Raw genomic sequence first — 16,558 nt, forward strand, 5'->3', positions numbered from 1 at the left:
GCTCCTGTTTCAGCAATAACACGGGGCTTACCGATATATTTTGCCAACAAGGCCTGCCCAATCGTGTTGTTTACTTTGTGCGCCCCGGTGTGATTAAGATCCTCTCGTTTGAGATAAATCCTCGCGCCACCAACCTCTTTCGTTAAACGTTCCGCAAAGTATAAAGGCGATGGCCGACCAACATAGTCAGCCAAATCACGATCAAACTCTTTGACAAACTCAGGATCGTTTTTTAACTCGCGATATTTCGCTTCTAGATCGGTTAGAGCAGACATCAAGGTTTCGGAAACGAAACGCCCACCATAAGGGCCAAAATGCCCTGTGTTACTTGGCAGGGTGCTCAAAAACTGTTCGGTAAACTTCTTATTCGCTTCCGTTTCCACGGGACACCTCTCGTAAAAAATTTTCAATTAATGAGGGTGATTTCACACCCTTCGATTCCTCTACACCGCCACTCACGTCTACAGCGAAAGGACTCACGTCAGCTATAGCATTACGCACGTTAAGAGGATTCAGACCGCCTGCGAGAATAAGCGCCTTATTTCTTTCCGCTGGCAAAAGAGACCAATCAAATGACTCCCCTGTTCCGCCTTGCACGCCAGCCTTGTATGTATCTGCAAGAATGCCCTGTGCCGACGCAAACTCTCTCTCCGCTTTCGAAAAACACTCGCTACCACGCACCCGAATCGCTTTGATGTAAGGCCTAGAAAAACTCTCACAAAACGCACTGGTCTCGTCACCGTGAAATTGGAGCAACGTAATCGGGACGGAGTCGATCACTTCATTTACATACTCTCTGTCCGGGTTGACGAATAATGCGACGACACTAACAAAGGGAGGCAAGGCCCTACAAACTGACTGCGCTTGCGCGATACTCACAGATCTGGGACTGGGCTCATAGAAAACGAGGCCTATTGCATCTACGCCTAGCCGCACAGCGAGCAACGCATCTTCCGGCCTTGTGATACCACAAATCTTGGATCGAACAATGTGCGTTTGACTTGCCATGAAGATTAAATATTTCGACTGAGGGGTTATCAGAAATACCGCATTGAAAGAGCGCCAGTTTGGCTGCAACAAAACCAGCGACAGACAGCAAAGTATACAACTTCAAAGCGCATTACAGAAGATAGTAACAGGGATTTACTCGCGAGGAAGACGCGAAATACTCCACATTTCCTCGTCCGGAACGAACGAACACGGCTCCTGGAGCTGCATCGCTTGGGCGAAGGCTGGCGCCCCTTGAGACAGAGGCAAAGCGAATGCGTTCGGATAAGAAACATCCGTAAGATACAAACCATACGGCGGCGCCGTAACATCAGCCTGAGTGCGATCACGCGCTTTCAAAACCTCCTTGCACCATCTCACCGGCTTATTTCCGCTGCCAATAGCCATCAAAACACCTGCAATATTTCGAACCATGTGATGTAAAAACGCATTGCCCTTAATATCCAGCACCAGCATGTTTGAGAAACGACGTACGCTTATCGCCTCAATATTTCTAAAAGGCGATCGGCTTTGACAGCCAACCGCCCGAAAAGAGGTAAAGTCATGCTCTCCTACCAAAGATTGCGCTGCCTCATGCATCGCTCTCTCATCCAACTGAAAATGACACCACGTCATCTCCTCATGAAAGTGAGCAGGCCTTACTGGATGGTTGTAGATAAAATAATTGTATCTCCGGCTAAAAGCCGAAAAACGCGCGTGAAAGTCTGAAGAAACAGACCTCGCCCATGTAACAGAAATATCGGGAGGCAGATTCGCATTGCATCCAAACACCCAGGCGCGCTCGCTACGAATCGCAGATGTATCAAAATGCACAATTTGGTAGCTAGCATGCACGGCTTTATCAGTCCTGCCAGCGCACACAACCTCAACAGAATGGTTTGCTACGCGGCTGATGGCAGACTGCACCTCATCCTGCACTGTTGGCAATCCGGAAGACTGTGACTGCCAGCCAAAATAGCGGGTGCCTTTATAGGACACACATAACGCAACTCGGCCGGTAACATCTCTGTTACCGGCCGAACCACTATTTAAAGAACTACTCATCAACGGGAAGCCTAGCCACCTATAGAATCGATTAGCTCACGAGCTTGCTTCTGCTGCTCCGCAGAGCCTTCACCCTCAACCTCAAGCAAAATCTCTTTTGCGCCTTCTGTGTCACCCATATCGATATAGGCTCGAGCCAGATCAAGTTTAGTGGATGCCTCATCGGTTCCCTCAAGGAAGTCAAAATCTTCATCTTCACTAAGCTCTGGTTCAAAATCATCAGCATCGCCGAGTGCAGCGGCTGCCTCATCCAGCGTTTCATCAGTGATCTCTAAAGCATCTGCAGGATCTGACTCAGCGGGCTCTTCATCCAAATCCAACAGTAAATCATCCGCATCCGATCCGCCGTCATCAACCTGAGAGTCTGATAGCACTTCGGAGTCTAGATCTTCATTCAAGTCGTCCGAAAGTTCTAAGCTCAGCGCTTCATCCTCTGTAAGCACACCGTCAGATTCGCCATCCTCTTCCAGCTCCACCTCGAGCTCGCCAAGATCATCGGCATCAAGAGCAAGGTCTTCGACCTCAGCGTCTGAAAGCTCATCCGAAGCATCGCCATCCAGATCTACCTCTTCATCCAGCTCAAGCGATAGATCATCAACGTGCACATCTTCAATGGCTTCTTCAGAGTCCACATTCTGATTTTCGTCTTCCAGCTCTAGCGACGACAGATCATCTTCCGCCAAGTCCAACTCTTCACTTAAATCGAGTTCAATTTCGGTTTCACTATCAAGGTCCGAATCATCAAGATTTAAGGCATCATCAAGCTCGAGATCAGCTCGTTCTTCATCTGAAACAACTGCATCTTCGATCTCATCGTCGTTACTAGGGCTCAAATCAACAGATTCAAAATCGATACCCGGATCATCTTCCAACTCATTGCTAACTGAAGTTGAGGCATCTTCTAAATCCAGAGGAATATCCAAATCAACATCTAAGTCATCAGATTCAAAATCTACTTCATCACCAACTTCATCTAGCGCTTCTTCAGCGTAACTTTCTAGCTCATCAACCGAGTCTTCAGACGCGATGTCCGTAACCACTTCAACGTCGTCTTCATCTTTGGACGCATCGACAGTATCAAAATCAAAGTTATTGTCATCACCGCCCAACAACGCCTGCTCTTCGTCTTCATCAAGTAAGTGATCAATGTCGGCTTCTTGAGAAGAAGAGGCCGCCTGGTCTCGTATTCTCTCTTCAAGCTCTGCTCTAATTTCCTCAGCGCGCGCTAAAGCGCTTTGATCCTGAATCGCCTCAAGCTCGCTAATCTGCTTCCCGAACGCCTCTTCTTGTAACGAATCTCGGTAGACTTCGAGTAACTTAAGTCGATAGTCGACACGAACTGGATCAGCCGATATCCCTTGCTCCAAAATCGTCGCTGCTTGATCAAGACGACCATAAGCGATGTAGACATCCGCCTCAGCGATAACGTCCTCTTGACCTTCCTCTGATGAGCTCTTCTCATCTTCAGCCAGTTCAGGCTCTTCAACCTGATCCGCTGCCATCTCCTCTTCGTGAGGCTCTGCGTCTCCCGCTTCTACAGACGCTTCTTCGTAATCATAGTCATCCTCAACCACTTCTTGCTTGGCTCTTGACTTCGAAACCATCCAAAGCAAGACAAGCAACAGAATCAGACCACCAGCCACAACAGCCTGATAGATAGGATTCGATAAGATCTGTTCCAGTATTTGATCTTGAACCGGCTTCTCTTGCGTCTTGGGCTCTACAACAACCGGCTTCTCAACCACAGCCTCTTCAACAACGATCTGCTCAGCGACGACATCGCCGTTCGCATCAACCAGCTTGGTATCGGTTACCGTCTCCGATACGACAACCTCGGTCAACTGCTCGCCCGAGTCATTGGCCGCATCTCCTGCCAAAGATCCACCGAGCCCTTCAGCAAGCTCTGACTGATCTTCGACACCCGTTTGTTCTACTGGCGATCCATCCTGATCTAGCGACTCTGCCTCTTCCAGCTCCGCAGCGCGCATTTGTGCCTGCAAGTTCGCTAGCTGATCATTTTTAAGCGTAAGAATTCGTTGCAGTGTCTCCAGTTGATCCTCTAAATCACCCACTTTCCCGGACAACTCTTCGTTCTCCAGCTTCGCTTTATCGAGCTGCTCAAGGGTGAGAGACAAGTCTTCAGAGCTTGATGTGCCGCTTGCCGCACTCCCATTCGGATCAGAACTAGCTGCGTCCGACGCTTTCGAGTCTTTCTCTGGTACAACAAGCTTCAGCTCATCTCCTGAAGTTGCCTTTTTCTTGGGTGCTGGCGTGGTGGGCTTAGAAGCTGAAGAGGTCGGTGTTTTCGTTTTCGGCTTGCGCAATGCCGCATTTTGCTCAATGACCGCATTAATTGCTTGGTAAGTCGTGCGCGATTGAACCTGTTCTTTTGTTGGCAGACGAAGAATTTGCCCAGCCTTCAACTTATTAATGTTGTTATCAATAAATGCATCAGGGTTCAGATCCTGAATGGCAAGCATAACTTGCTGAGGGCTCACCGTTTTATCTGGTCGTGTTTTCGTTGCGATTTCCCACAGTGTGTCCGTCTTCTTGGTCGGACCATAAGACTCGTTACCCGCCAAGGCTCCCGCTTGCGGAGCAACACTTGATTTCACAGCGACATTGTCACCGGTAGCTCGCGTTACCGGGGAAGACTGGACAGGTGAAGTTGAGGGAGTACTCGAAACGGACTGAACAGGAGCCGGCGTTGCAGCAATCGGCTTATCCTCAGCAAAGACTGGAGGATCAATAAGAAGAGCATATTCACGCAATAATCGACCGCTTGGCCAAATGACCTCTACCAAGAAATTTAGAAATGGTTCCCTAACTGGCTTTCGCGTCGTCAAAACAATTTTAGGTTCGCCATCTTTACCGGGCTTCACCTCAAACCGAATGTCTGAGAGGAAATATACGCGATCAATACCCGCTTTCAAAAACTCTTCCCGAGTAGCAAGCCCCGGCAAGATTTCAGCATCGCTCAAACCACCTGTGTTTACCAAGTCAATCTCGGCAACAAGCGGTTGATTTAAGTTCGAGTTAACTTTTGCACCACCAAGTCCAAGCGCCTGAACATGGCCGACAAATCCTGCCGAGACCAGAGTTAATGCAATTGCAAGCTTGCGAATCATTACGCGTATCCCTTAATTAAGAATTCAACCTCAATAGTGCAGAAAATCGGGTACAGCTATTGCCTGAGCAAAGACTCCGAGTCAGCGACCACACCAGCACAGCTACAAAACAGTTTAAAAAACGCACACAGCCGCTTGCTTTTATTGAGAAAAATACAATTTTACATTTTAGTAAGTATCGGTGATGACTTGGGATTTATCAACCAAACTTTCTATGCTGACTACTAACAATAGTCGCGAATGCAACATCTGTCGCATCCCAAGCCGCGGAAACAAAAAAGCCCATCGGCTCTCACAGATGGGCTTTACGATCTGTGCACGAATGTTATCGGCACATTTTTGAGACTCTTAAGCTTCTAAAACTATTCGTAACATTCTGCGCAACGGCTCAGCAGCCCCCCAAAGTAGCTGGTCGCCTACCGTGAACGCAGAGATGTATTCTGGGCCCATAGCTAGCTTTCGGATACGGCCAACAGGGATACTTAAGGTGCCGGTGACCTTCGTCGGACTCAGTTCCGAAATAGAAGCCTCACGATCATCCGGAATCACCTTCACCCAATCATTCGCTGCGGCAAGCTTTTCCTCAACTTTCGCAACACTCAAGTCTTTTTTAAGCTTAATGGTGAGCGCCTGGCTGTGACACCTCATTGCGCCAACTCGGACACACAAACCATCGATTGGGACTGGCTGATCGCCTCTCGCAAGAATCTTATTTGTCTCCGCTCCCGCCTTCCACTCCTCTCTACTTTGTCCGGAGGGAAGCTGTGTATCGATGTAGGGAATCAAAGAGCCCGCTAACGGAACACCAAATTGGTCGGTGGATATCCCATCGGAGCGCATTGTTTCAGCGACCTTCTTGTCAATTTCAAGAATCGCTGAGGCGGGATCGTCAAGCAAATCAGACACTGCACTCTTGATTTCTCCCATTTGAGAAATGAGCTCTCGCATATGCTTTGCACCAGAGCCAGAGGCCGCTTGATAGGTCATTGGTGAAACCCACTCAACAAGATCTTCAGCAAATAATCCGCCTAACGCCAAGAGCATCAAACTTACGGTGCAATTGCCGCCAATGAAGTCTTTCACACCGTTGGCTAACGCGTCATCAATTACATGGCGATTTACAGGATCGAGCACAATAACCGCATTGTCTTCCATTCGAAGAGCCGAGGCTGCGTCAATCCAAAAACCGTTCCAGCCACTTTCGCGCAATTTAGGGTAAACCGCTTTAGTAAAGTCACCGCCCTGACACGTAATGATGACATCCATCTCTGCGAGCGCACTGATATCATGCGCATCTAGAAGCATTGATACCCCTTGCCCAACATCAGGGGCTGGAGACCCTGCTTGCGATGTAGTAAAAAACACCGGCTCAACGAGTGAAAAATCCTTCTCTTCGCGCATACGTTGCATCAAAACCGAGCCGACCATTCCGCGCCAGCCGATCATTCCAAGCTTTTTCATTATTAAAACCTTCTATACCAGTGATTCTAAGGCAGCAACGACCGCGTCACCCATCTCTTTGGTGGAAACCTTTGTAGTACCCTCTGAGAAGATATCAGCTGTACGAAGTCCTTGATCGAGGACTTTACTTACAGCATCTTCAATCAGATCTGCCGCTTTATTTTCACTCAAGCTATACCGAAGCATCATCGCGACAGATAAAATGGTTGCTAGAGGGTTAGCTATGCCCTGTCCTGCAATATCTGGCGCAGAACCATGGCAAGGCTCGTACATACCCTTATTGTTCTCGTCTAGTGACGCAGATGGAAGCATTCCGATAGAGCCTGTCAGCATCGCTGCAGCATCAGAAAGGATGTCACCGAACATATTGCCAGTCACCATTACATCAAACTGCTTAGGAGCGCGAACAAGCTGCATCGCCGCGTTATCGACATACATATGGCTTAACTCAACGTCCGGATAGTCTTTTGCCATGCCATCAAGAATTTCGCGCCAAAGTACCGTTACTTCAAGCACGTTGGCTTTATCGACAGAGCAAAGTTTACCGTTACGCTTCTGAGCCGCCTCGAATGCAACTTTCGCAATACGCTTAATTTCACTCTCGGCATACACATAAGTATTGAAACCCTGGCGCTCTCCATTTTCTAAAGTCCGAACGCCGCGAGGTTGACCAAAGTAAATTCCGCCGGTTAGCTCCCGAACAATTAAGATATCTAAACCAGATACCACTTCTGGCTTCAAGGTCGATGCACTCGCAAGCTGTGGGTACAAAATCGCTGGACGCAAATTACCAAAAAGCTCCAGGTTTGAACGCAATCCCAATAAACCTTTCTCCGGACGAATTGCCATATCGAGCTGGTCCCACTTCGGCCCGCCTACTGCACCGAGAAGAATCGCATCGGCCTGCTTGGCTTTTTGGAGCGTGGAGTCCGGCAAAGGTACGCCATCTGCATCAATAGCGGAGCCACCAACTAAGGCATGATCAGTTTCCAGACCGAGCCCTAACTTTTTATTCACAAGGTCGAGAACGCGCTCAGCTTCCGCGACAATTTCAGGACCGATACCGTCACCCGGCAACAATAATACTTTCTTTGACATATACAGCTTTCCTAAAAATTCTTTTTACACACCTTGAATGGCATCAAATAACCACGGAGTTTCTTGTCTTCGACGCTCTTCATACGCTTTGATTTGCGCTTCGCTCTCGAGCGTTACACCAATATCGTCTAAGCCATTTAGCAAGCAATGCTTTCGAAACGCATCTACATCGAAAGCGAATGAAGCGCCAGAGGGCGTCGTTACAGTTTGCTGGTCTAAGTCCACATCAAGCGTATAACCTTCGTTCGCTTCTACCTCAGAAAACAGCTGATCTACTTGCTCCTCACTTAATACAATCGGAAGCAAACCGTTTTTGAAACAGTTGTTAAAAAAGATGTCAGCAAAGCTCGGCGCAATGATTGCGCGGAAACCATAATCATCTAGCGCCCAAGGCGCATGCTCTCGAGACGAGCCACACCCAAAGTTCTGTCGAGCGAGCATAATACTCGCTCCTTGGTAACGAGACTGGTTAAGAACAAACGATTCATTAACAGGACGACCTTCGCAGCTTTGATCCGGCTTGCCCTCGTCTAAATAACGCAACTCATCGAACAGGTTCTTGCCAAAGCCAGTGCGCTTGATTGATTTCAAAAACTGCTTTGGAATAATCATATCAGTGTCGACATTTGCTCGATCTAAAGGAGCAACCACACCTGTCATCTTAGTAAATTTACGCATAATCAGGCCTCCTTAAGACTTTACGAATTCGCGAACATCAACAAACTTTCCGGCAATCGCAGCTGCAGCCGCCATGGCAGGGCTTACCAGATGCGTTCGCCCACCAAAGCCTTGTCGCCCTTCGAAATTGCGATTTGAAGTAGAGGCGCAATGCTCTCCTTGGCCAAGCTTGTCGGCATTCATAGCCAGACACATTGAACAACCCGGCTCACGCCACTCGAGACCCGCCTCCACAAAAACCTTATCCAAGCCCTCCTCTTCAGCTTGCGCTTTGACCAGACCAGAGCCCGGTACTACTAAAGCCTGTTTCAAGCTCGAGGCGACTTTTCGTCCTTTAACGACCTCAGCCGCGGCTCTCAAATCCTCAATACGTGAGTTCGTACAAGAGCCAATAAAGACTCGATCGAGCTTTATATCTGTGATCGGCATATCTGCACTCAACCCCATGTACTGAAGGGCTCGAGTGATACCTTCCTTCTTTACACTATCCGCTGCGTTTTCTGGGTTTGGCACATTCTCACTTACAGGCAAAACCATCTCTGGCGAAGTACCCCAAGTGACCTGAGGCTGGATACTAGCACCGTCAAGCTCTACCACCTTGTCGAACTGGGCGCCTTCATCACTATGCAAATCAGACCACGCCTCTACTGCGCGCTCCCACATATCTCCTTTTGGTGCGTATGGTCGGCCCTTCACATAATCGATCGTGGTTTGGTCAACAGCGATCATGCCTGCGCGGGCGCCTGCTTCGATCGCCATATTGCAAACCGTCATACGACCTTCCATGCTCAGATCACTAATACCTTCACCGGCAAATTCAATCGCATAGCCCGTGCCACCAGCCGTACCGATCTCACCGATAATCGCAAGAATAATGTCTTTTCCAGTAATACCGGGCCCGACTTTGCCGTTGACACGCACAAGCATATTCTTCATTTTCTTTTGAACAAGTGTTTGTGTTGCAAGCACGTGCTCAACTTCTGATGTCCCAATACCATGCGCTAACGCACCGAAGGCACCGTGCGTAGAGGTGTGCGAATCACCACAAACTACGGTCATACCCGGTAAGGTCGCACCCTGCTCCGGGCCAATAACGTGAACAATGCCTTGGCGCTGATCCGCCATCTTGAATTCAACAATACCGAATTCGTCGCAATTGTCGTCCAAGGTCTGAACTTGAATACGCGACACAGGATCTTCAATGCCTTGCACACCGGAACTTCGCTCCGTTGTAGGGACGTTATGATCCGGCGTTGCCAAATTCGCATCTATTCTCCAAGGAGCACGACCAGCAATTCGTAAGCCCTCAAACGCTTGCGGCGAGGTCACTTCGTGCAACAACTGCCGATCAATATAAATCAAGGCAGATCCATCATCCCGCTCAGCAACTACATGCGCATCCCACAATTTGTCGTATAGCGTTTTTCTATTCATAAATAACAACACTCAAGCTAAACACCGCAATCGGCAAAGTCGTCGCCATCCAACATAGAAAGCCATCACCATGCCACCAATAGCGCAAATCTTAATCAGAGCACACAAATAAAACAAATTCATATTTTTTATTGATACAATTCCAATATGGAATACTCAACAAGGTGACAAACATATGGATATCGAATCATTAATGGCATTTATTACCGTGCTGAACGAAGGCTCTTTCTCCAGAGCGGCCGAGACATTGCACATTACTCAACCGGCCGTCACCAAAAGGATTCAGAATCTGGAAAGCAGGTTAGACACCAAACTCTTCGAGCGCCTGCAAAGAGAGATTCGTCTTACTCAAAGCGGTGAAGCCCTGCTGCCCCACGCCTTAAATATTCTGCATGAGTACGACAACGCCAAACAGGCCGTGAAAGATGAGAGCGGAGAGGTTTCAGGTAAGCTTCGTATCGTTGCGAGCCACCACATCGGTCTGCACCGCTTACCATTAATCTTACGGGAGTTTGCAAGCTCTTATCCTGCGGTTGACCTTCAACTCAATTTTCTGGATTCAGAAAGTGCGTACAGCCTACTTCAGGAAAACACCGCCGACCTCGCCTTTATTACCATCCCAAAAAAAGTACGCGATGACTTTACAACCCATTTGATTTGGCAAGACCCAATGAGCTTTGTCTGTGGCAAAGACCACAATCTAACGACTCTTAAGCGCATTGGGCCAGAAGAACTTTCACAACACAATGCAATCCTGCCATCACAATCGACCTTGACGTACCGAATCGTCGCCAAGGTATTTGAGCAACACAGCCTATCTTTGAACGCGAATATTCCAACGAACTATCTAGAAACAATGAAAATGATGGCCAGCGTAGGAATGGGCTGGTCCGTTCTGCCGAATACAATGATTGATGAGGATTTGTATGTACTTCCGGTCGCCGATCCAGTAATCAAGCGCCAGCTAGGCGCGGTAAGCTACAATAAAAAGCGACTCGGTAAAGCGGCAATGGCGTTTATCGCAACAGCCAACCAGTTTTGGGAAAAACACCCGCGCTAAGCGCGGTGTTCAGATGCCAGATATTCTTCACTTTGCATTTCTAGCAAACGACTCTCAGTTCGTTCAAACTCAAAATTTAATCGCCCCCCGCTATACAACTCATGAATCGCCGTTTCAGCCGAAACGATGAGCTTAACGTTGCGATCATAAAACTCATCGATCAAATTGATGAAGCGCCGAGCCTGATCGTCGTTTTCTGATCCCATACTAGGAACATTGCTCAGGATGACGGCGTGAAACTCACGAGCCAACTCGATATAGTCATTTTGACTACGCGGACCGTCACAGAGTTCTTTAAAATCAAACCAGACAATATCATCTGCATGCCGCTCTGCCTTTAACTTGCGACCATTAACGCTGAGCTCTAGCCCTTTGCTACTTCCCGCCTCTACAGCCAGCTGTGTAAAATACTTTTCCAAGTTACGAATAGCTTGCTCGTCGAGGGGATGATGGTAGAGCTCCGCCTGTTGTAAAGTACGGAGACGATAATCTGTTCCGCCATCCACGTTGACGACCTCGGTATGCTTGTTCACCAGAGCGATTGCTGGCAAAAAGCGCGCTCGCTGCAGCCCATCTTTATACAGGCCGTCAGGAACAATATTTGAAGTACAAACCAAGCTAACACCACGCTCAAATAATGCCTCCATCAAACCCGCAAGAATCATTGCATCACCAATGTCGGAAACAAAAAACTCATCAAAACAGATGATTCGCGTTTCGACAGCGAGCCGATCCGCAACAACCAGTAAAGGGTTAGATTGATCGGTCAACGTCTTTAGCTCTGAGTGAACACGCTGCATAAAGCGATGAAAGTGAATTCGAAGCTTTCTCTCAAACGGCAAGCTCTCATAAAAGTTATCCATAAGATACGTTTTACCACGTCCTACACCGCCCCAAAAATACAAGCCCTTCACCGGCTCAAGCTTTTTACTTCGAAACTTACTGAACCAACTCGACGCCTGTTTCGCACGCATCGCTTCGTCGGCGATTAAAGCCTCGTATAGTTGTTGAAGTTTTTCGACAGCCATTCTCTGCGCAGCATCTTCAACGAATCCTTCTTTTTCTAAGTCGCGCAAATAGCGCTGAAGAGGTGACAATGGAAGAGTCGACATAACACTTAACCTGCTAGCTGAATAAAGCAATTGTTGAAGCCCGTTTTCGAGCGGCGCATATTTTGCCGTGAACCGACAAGAAAGGCCAATAATTCTGCCGTCTGTTCTGATGAGAGCTTCTTCTATTGTCTTAGCAGTCAAAGGGTTTTAGTATCGTCTGCTGAAAAGAAAATCACCATGGAGTTCGCGTGACAGATACAACTATTCAGCTTATTGCCGCATTTGGCTTATTTGTATTGGGTATCGCGGTGGGCATTCTTCTGCAGAAGAAAACCGCTAACGATGCAAGAAGAGTAACGCGACTACAGCAAAAACTGACTGAAACTGAAGATCGATTCACTCGCTATCAAGCGGACGTCACGTCTCATTTCATGGATACCGCCCGCAAAGTTCAAACACTCAACAAAACATATCGAGAAGTGAACGAACAACTCGCTAGCGGAGCGCGTAAGCTTTGTGAGGGAGGCGATGTCGAAGAGCTTCTAACGCTCAACTTCAATACTCAGGCAAATCCAAGCCATCGAGGCCACACCATTGAAATCCCTGATAGCGACCTAACCCCACCAATGGATTACGCGCCCAAAGACGTGCCTGAAGAAGGCGGTACACTCTCAGAGGGATTTGGTTTCGAGGGTAAAAAACTCAAAGATTTTGATGAACAGTTAGAACAAGAATACAAACAGAAGTAATTCTATAGAGACGGCACGTCAAACCGGGTTATCGATATCTGCAAAAACAAACTCGATGTCAAACTGGCTGGCCAAATGCTCGCCCAGCGCCTTGACGCCATAACGCTCGGTCGCATGATGGCCTGCAGAAAAATAAACGACACCTGTTTCTCGCGCTATGTGAACAGTTGGCTCCGAAATCTCGCCGCTTATATAGGCATCCACTCCAAGATCCACAGCTTTCTCAATCATACTTTGCGCACCACCCGTGCACCACGCAATGGTCTTAAGCTGCTTGTCCTCATCACCGATCATCAACGCATCCCGACCCAGAATTTCACTGATATGACGCCGAACGGTTTCCGCGCTCATAGGCACACTTAGGCCACCCACCAAGCCGATGCTTTGTGGATTGTTGGGCTCTAGCCCGCCTGTCACATTAAAGCCAAGCAATTCACCAAGTCGTGCATTATTCCCAAGGGAGGGATGGATATCGAGCGGCAGATGGTAAGCAAAGAGATTTATATTGTGATCCAACAACGCTTTGATACGCTGCTTCTTAATACCTGTAATGGATTCTCGCTCGCCTTTCCAAAAGTAGCCATGATGCACGAGCACCGCATCAGCCCGCTCATCAATAGCCCGCTCTATCAGTGCTTGCGATGCAGTGACGCCACCAAGCACCCTGCGAATGTCGGAACGCCCTTCGACCTGCAAACCATTGGGGCAGTAGTCTTTTATGCTTGCAATGCTGAGTAACTCCGCTAGATACTCCTCAAGATGAACGCGACCAATCATTGCAATACTCCCCAAAGTATTAAAATCAAGCGAATATAAAACCGGGACATAACCGAGACAATCCCCTCTTACAGCACGCGCTGCAAGGCGTCGACCATCTCTCTATTCTGCTGCGGAGAACCCACAGTCAAACGCAGGCAATTCTCCAAGAGAGGATGAGCGCCATCCAAGCATTTGATCAGCACACCCTCAACCTTCATAGCTTCAAAAACCTCACGAGCTTGAGACTTTAAGCAGCGCACCAAGACGAAATTCGCCTCGCTATCGAAGACCTCAATATCATCTATCGCTGAAAGCTGCTTAAACAGCTCGCTTCTAGCCTCTTTCAACCCGTCGCATTGCGCAGTGAGCATACCGTAATGCTCAATCGCCAAGGCCGCACTAGCCTGCGTCAACACATTAATGTTGTAAGGTAAACGAAGCTTTTCGAACTGCGAGACCCAGGCTTGAGCGCCAATCAAAAAACCAAGCCTCAAACCCGCCAATCCGACCTTGGAAAAAGTACGCATCACGACAACGTTCGGGTATCTAGCAAGAAATGCGAGCAAGTCACTATCAGTAAACGCCATGTATGCTTCATCAAGTACTACAAGCCCTTGAGACGCCTCGACAATCTTTTCAATATCGCTTTCTGCAAACACATTCCCTGTTGGGTTGTTGGGCACAGCCAAAAAAACAAGCGCCGGATTATGCTCTTGAATGGCTGCAAGCGTTTCTGGCAAGTTGAGGCTAAAATCATCTTGTAGGTCGACAGAGTGATACTTTACTCCAACAAAATTGGCAATCATCCGGTACATCACAAAACTAGGCTCTACTCCAAGGATACCTCTGTCCTGCGAGCTAAGCGCCATCGCTAGAATCTGGATAATCTCATCAGAACCGTTACCAAGTAGAATTTCAAACTCAGCATCCGACGACGCTTCAAGCGCATCCAAATTAAGCAATGCGCGAATTCCAGCCTTGAGCTCTTTACAAGAAGGATCGGGATAACGATTAACATCGACCCGTTTCATTTTCTCTAGCCATTCTTGCTCCAAGGTTCCAGGCCATGGGTTTGGATTTTCCATTGCATCGAGCTTGAGAAAACCGGAAGAGTCCGGCACATGATAAGAATGCATTGCTTTAATCTCCTCGCGAACCAAAGATTCTGCGAGAGCATCTGCATTAAACGAGAGAGTGCTTGCCATAGAACACCTAAAGATTTTATAACTCAAGGTGCCGAAGTAAAACGCTTCGACACACCTATTTTTATTCGAGCCAATGCGGCATCGTTAACATCTACTTGATGCGATACTCTGCCGACCGGGCGTGCGCACTCAAGCCCTCTCCGCGGGCCAAAACCGAAGCAACCTTACCCTGCTCGCTCGCACCATCTTCAGAGAAATAAATAATTGATGACCGCTTCTGAAAATCATAAACACCAAGCGGCGAAGAAAAACGAGCTGTGCCAGAAGTTGGAAGCACATGGTTAGGCCCTGCACAATAATCCCCCAATGCCTCGGCGGTATAGCGCCCCATAAAGATCGCGCCAGCATGCTTAACATGCTCCAGCAAGGCTTCGGGATCTTCCACAGACAGCTCGAGGTGCTCAGGAGCAATTCGATCGCTTACCATTGCCGCCTCTTCAAGGGATTCGACCTTAATGAGTGCCGCTCGATTCGCTACTGACACTTCGATAATCTCTTTACGGTCCATCGTCGGCAACAAGGCCTGAATACTCTTTTGTACCCTTTCAAGAAACTCCGCGTCTGGAGAAATCAGAATAGCCTGAGCGTTCTCGTCATGCTCGGCCTGTGAAAACAAATCCATCGCTATCCAGTCTGGGTCCGTTTTACCATCACAAATAACCAAGATTTCGGACGGCCCGGCGATCATGTCGATACCGACCTGCCCGAACACTTCTCTCTTAGCGGTAGCAACATAGATATTGCCAGGCCCAACGATCTTATCGACACCGGGGATCGTCTCTGTACCATAAGCGAGCGCGGCAACAGCCTGCGCACCACCAATAGTAAACACCCGATCTACCTCACAAACAGCTGCTGCCGCAAGAACAAGTTGATTTACCTCGCCCTTTGGTGTTGGCACAACCATCACGACTTCCTCAACCCCTGCAACCTTTGCAGGAATCGCATTCATTAATACCGAAGAGGGATACGCCGCCTTACCACCCGGAACATACAAGCCAGCCTTATCAACAGGAAGTACACGCTGGCCAAGCTTTGTGCCATCAGCCTCAGTAAATTCCCAAGAACCTTGCGCCTGTTTTTCGTGATAAGTTCGTACGCGATTCGCCGCCTCAAGCAAAGCAGTGCGCTGATTGTCTGGCAACCCATCTAATGCCTGCTGCAACTGATCTCTAGGCACTTCAAGTTCGGACACATTGGTCGCATTAAGTGCATCGAAGCGATTGGTGTATTCAATGACCGCATCGTCACCGCGTCCACGCACCGCAGCAATAATTTCCTTGACCGTTTTATGCACAGACTCATCAAGCGTTTCGTCCCATGCAACTAATGCCGACAACTGTGCATCGAAATCAGGATCTTTCGAATCCAAACGTTTGATATCTAACATAAAAAAACTCCAGTACTACGAGTAACACGTGCCACTTAAGTGCGACGATTCACAGCCTCAGTGAGCTGCTCAATGATAGGCTGAATTTGTGCATGCTTCATTTTCATCGAAGCGCGATTGACAACAAGTCGCGTGCTTATGTCGTGAATATGCTCCCTAGGCTCTAGACCATTTGCCTTCAGGGTATTGCCCGTATCAACAATATCAACAATCTCATCGGCCAAACTCAAAATAGGAGCCAATTCCATCGCACCGTAGAGCTTAATAATGTCGGCTTGAACGCCCTGCTGCGCATAAAAAGCCTTCGCAAGGTTCACGAACTTCGTCGCTACCCGAATTCGACCCGACGGCGCTGATTCGCCTTTTTTGCCCGCGGTCATCAACTTGCACTTGGCAATCTGCAAATCAAGAGGCTCATAAAGCCCTGCAGCTCCGTGCTCCATTAGCACATCTTTACCTGTAACACCGATATCCGCACCGCCATACTGAACA

The 16,558-nt window shown here is 48.3% G+C and carries 14 protein-coding genes and 1 pseudogene; 2 read left to right on the forward strand and 13 right to left on the reverse strand.

What is annotated here, in order from left to right:
- The 8 genes and pseudogenes from A3751_RS14940 to leuC form a co-directional block, all read right to left on the reverse strand.
- Positions 1–383: pseudogene (locus A3751_RS14940) on the reverse strand (tryptophan synthase subunit beta); the annotation flags it as partial.
- Positions 364–1,008 (reverse strand): phosphoribosylanthranilate isomerase, encoded by a 645-nt coding sequence (locus A3751_RS14945; protein ID WP_068457589.1) that lies wholly within the window; start codon positions 1,006–1,008, stop codon positions 364–366. The pseudogene A3751_RS14940 and the gene A3751_RS14945, both read right to left, overlap by 20 nt.
- Before the next feature lie 135 nt (positions 1,009–1,143).
- Positions 1,144–2,052, reverse strand: coding sequence for a tRNA pseudouridine(38-40) synthase TruA (gene truA / locus A3751_RS14950; RefSeq protein WP_068457558.1), 909 nt, complete (start codon positions 2,050–2,052; stop codon positions 1,144–1,146).
- Between the two features lie 11 nt (positions 2,053–2,063).
- The gene (locus A3751_RS14955; RefSeq protein WP_068457560.1) at positions 2,064–5,180 is read right to left on the reverse strand and encodes a FimV/HubP family polar landmark protein; all 3,117 of its coding nucleotides are present in this window, start codon (positions 5,178–5,180) and stop codon (positions 2,064–2,066) included.
- 348 nt (positions 5,181–5,528) lie between these two features.
- Positions 5,529–6,641, reverse strand: a complete 1,113-nt coding sequence (gene asd / locus A3751_RS14960; protein ID WP_068457563.1) for an aspartate-semialdehyde dehydrogenase — start codon at positions 6,639–6,641, stop codon at positions 5,529–5,531.
- A 12-nt stretch (positions 6,642–6,653) separates the two neighbouring features.
- Positions 6,654–7,739: a 3-isopropylmalate dehydrogenase gene (leuB, locus tag A3751_RS14965; RefSeq protein ID WP_068457564.1), complete on the reverse strand. Its 1,086-nt coding sequence runs from the start codon at positions 7,737–7,739 to the stop codon at positions 6,654–6,656.
- A gap of 24 nt (positions 7,740–7,763) precedes the next feature.
- Positions 7,764–8,417, reverse strand: a complete 654-nt coding sequence (gene leuD, locus A3751_RS14970) for a 3-isopropylmalate dehydratase small subunit (RefSeq protein ID WP_068457566.1) — start codon at positions 8,415–8,417, stop codon at positions 7,764–7,766.
- A 12-nt stretch (positions 8,418–8,429) separates the two neighbouring features.
- A complete protein-coding gene (gene leuC, locus A3751_RS14975) occupies positions 8,430–9,851 on the reverse strand; it encodes a 3-isopropylmalate dehydratase large subunit (RefSeq protein ID WP_068457569.1) in 1,422 nt (473 codons plus the stop codon).
- 175 nt (positions 9,852–10,026) lie between these two features.
- Here leuC and A3751_RS14980 point away from each other — a divergent pair, with 175 nt between their 5' ends.
- Positions 10,027–10,911 (forward strand): LysR family transcriptional regulator, encoded by an 885-nt coding sequence (locus A3751_RS14980; protein ID WP_068457572.1) that lies wholly within the window; start codon positions 10,027–10,029, stop codon positions 10,909–10,911.
- On the opposite strand, the gene zapE is transcribed toward A3751_RS14980, so the two are convergent.
- On the reverse strand, positions 10,908–12,023 hold the full coding sequence (gene zapE / locus A3751_RS14985; protein ID WP_068457575.1) for a cell division protein ZapE: 1,116 nt from the start codon (positions 12,021–12,023) through the stop codon (positions 10,908–10,910). The two genes, A3751_RS14980 and zapE, sit on opposite strands and share 4 nt — an antisense overlap.
- Before the next feature lie 188 nt (positions 12,024–12,211).
- On the opposite strand from zapE, the gene A3751_RS14990 reads away from it, so the two are divergent.
- Complete coding sequence (locus A3751_RS14990) at positions 12,212–12,712, forward strand: YhcB family protein (RefSeq protein WP_068457577.1); 501 nt, start codon at positions 12,212–12,214, stop codon at positions 12,710–12,712.
- Between the two features lie 18 nt (positions 12,713–12,730).
- On the opposite strand, the gene A3751_RS14995 is transcribed toward A3751_RS14990, so the two are convergent.
- The 4 genes from A3751_RS14995 to hisG all read right to left on the reverse strand — a co-directional run.
- The gene (locus A3751_RS14995; protein WP_068457579.1) at positions 12,731–13,489 is read right to left on the reverse strand and encodes a Nif3-like dinuclear metal center hexameric protein; all 759 of its coding nucleotides are present in this window, start codon (positions 13,487–13,489) and stop codon (positions 12,731–12,733) included.
- A gap of 68 nt (positions 13,490–13,557) precedes the next feature.
- Positions 13,558–14,676: a histidinol-phosphate transaminase gene (gene hisC / locus A3751_RS15000; RefSeq protein ID WP_068457581.1), complete on the reverse strand. Its 1,119-nt coding sequence runs from the start codon at positions 14,674–14,676 to the stop codon at positions 13,558–13,560.
- A gap of 91 nt (positions 14,677–14,767) precedes the next feature.
- Entirely contained in the window at positions 14,768–16,066 is a 1,299-nt protein-coding gene (gene hisD / locus A3751_RS15005) for a histidinol dehydrogenase (RefSeq protein WP_068457583.1), read from the reverse strand.
- Positions 16,067–16,101: 35 nt separating this feature from the next.
- Positions 16,102–16,558, reverse strand: a 457-nt coding sequence (gene hisG, locus A3751_RS15010) for an ATP phosphoribosyltransferase (protein WP_068457586.1), incomplete at its 5' end; no start/stop codon positions are given.

It is taken from the genome of Oleiphilus sp. HI0080, assembly GCF_001635135.1.

What these genes read in the sequence shown, in the direction of transcription:
- A3751_RS14945 (WP_068457589.1), bottom strand. Translation starts at nt 1,008, where the DNA reads ATGGCAAGTCAAACGCACATTGTTCGATCCAAGATTTGTGGTATCACA.
- truA (WP_068457558.1), bottom strand. Translation starts at nt 2,052, where the DNA reads ATGAGTAGTTCTTTAAATAGTGGTTCGGCCGGTAACAGAGATGTTACC.
- A3751_RS14955 (WP_068457560.1), bottom strand. Translation starts at nt 5,180, where the DNA reads ATGATTCGCAAGCTTGCAATTGCATTAACTCTGGTCTCGGCAGGATTT.
- asd (WP_068457563.1), bottom strand. Translation starts at nt 6,641, where the DNA reads ATGAAAAAGCTTGGAATGATCGGCTGGCGCGGAATGGTCGGCTCGGTT.
- leuB (WP_068457564.1), bottom strand. Translation starts at nt 7,739, where the DNA reads ATGTCAAAGAAAGTATTATTGTTGCCGGGTGACGGTATCGGTCCTGAA.
- leuD (WP_068457566.1), bottom strand. Translation starts at nt 8,417, where the DNA reads ATGCGTAAATTTACTAAGATGACAGGTGTGGTTGCTCCTTTAGATCGA.
- leuC (WP_068457569.1), bottom strand. Translation starts at nt 9,851, where the DNA reads ATGAATAGAAAAACGCTATACGACAAATTGTGGGATGCGCATGTAGTT.
- A3751_RS14980 (WP_068457572.1), top strand. Translation starts at nt 10,027, where the DNA reads ATGGATATCGAATCATTAATGGCATTTATTACCGTGCTGAACGAAGGC.
- zapE (WP_068457575.1), bottom strand. Translation starts at nt 12,023, where the DNA reads ATGTCGACTCTTCCATTGTCACCTCTTCAGCGCTATTTGCGCGACTTA.
- A3751_RS14995 (WP_068457579.1), bottom strand. Translation starts at nt 13,489, where the DNA reads ATGATTGGTCGCGTTCATCTTGAGGAGTATCTAGCGGAGTTACTCAGC.
- hisC (WP_068457581.1), bottom strand. Translation starts at nt 14,676, where the DNA reads ATGGCAAGCACTCTCTCGTTTAATGCAGATGCTCTCGCAGAATCTTTG.
- hisD (WP_068457583.1), bottom strand. Translation starts at nt 16,066, where the DNA reads ATGTTAGATATCAAACGTTTGGATTCGAAAGATCCTGATTTCGATGCA.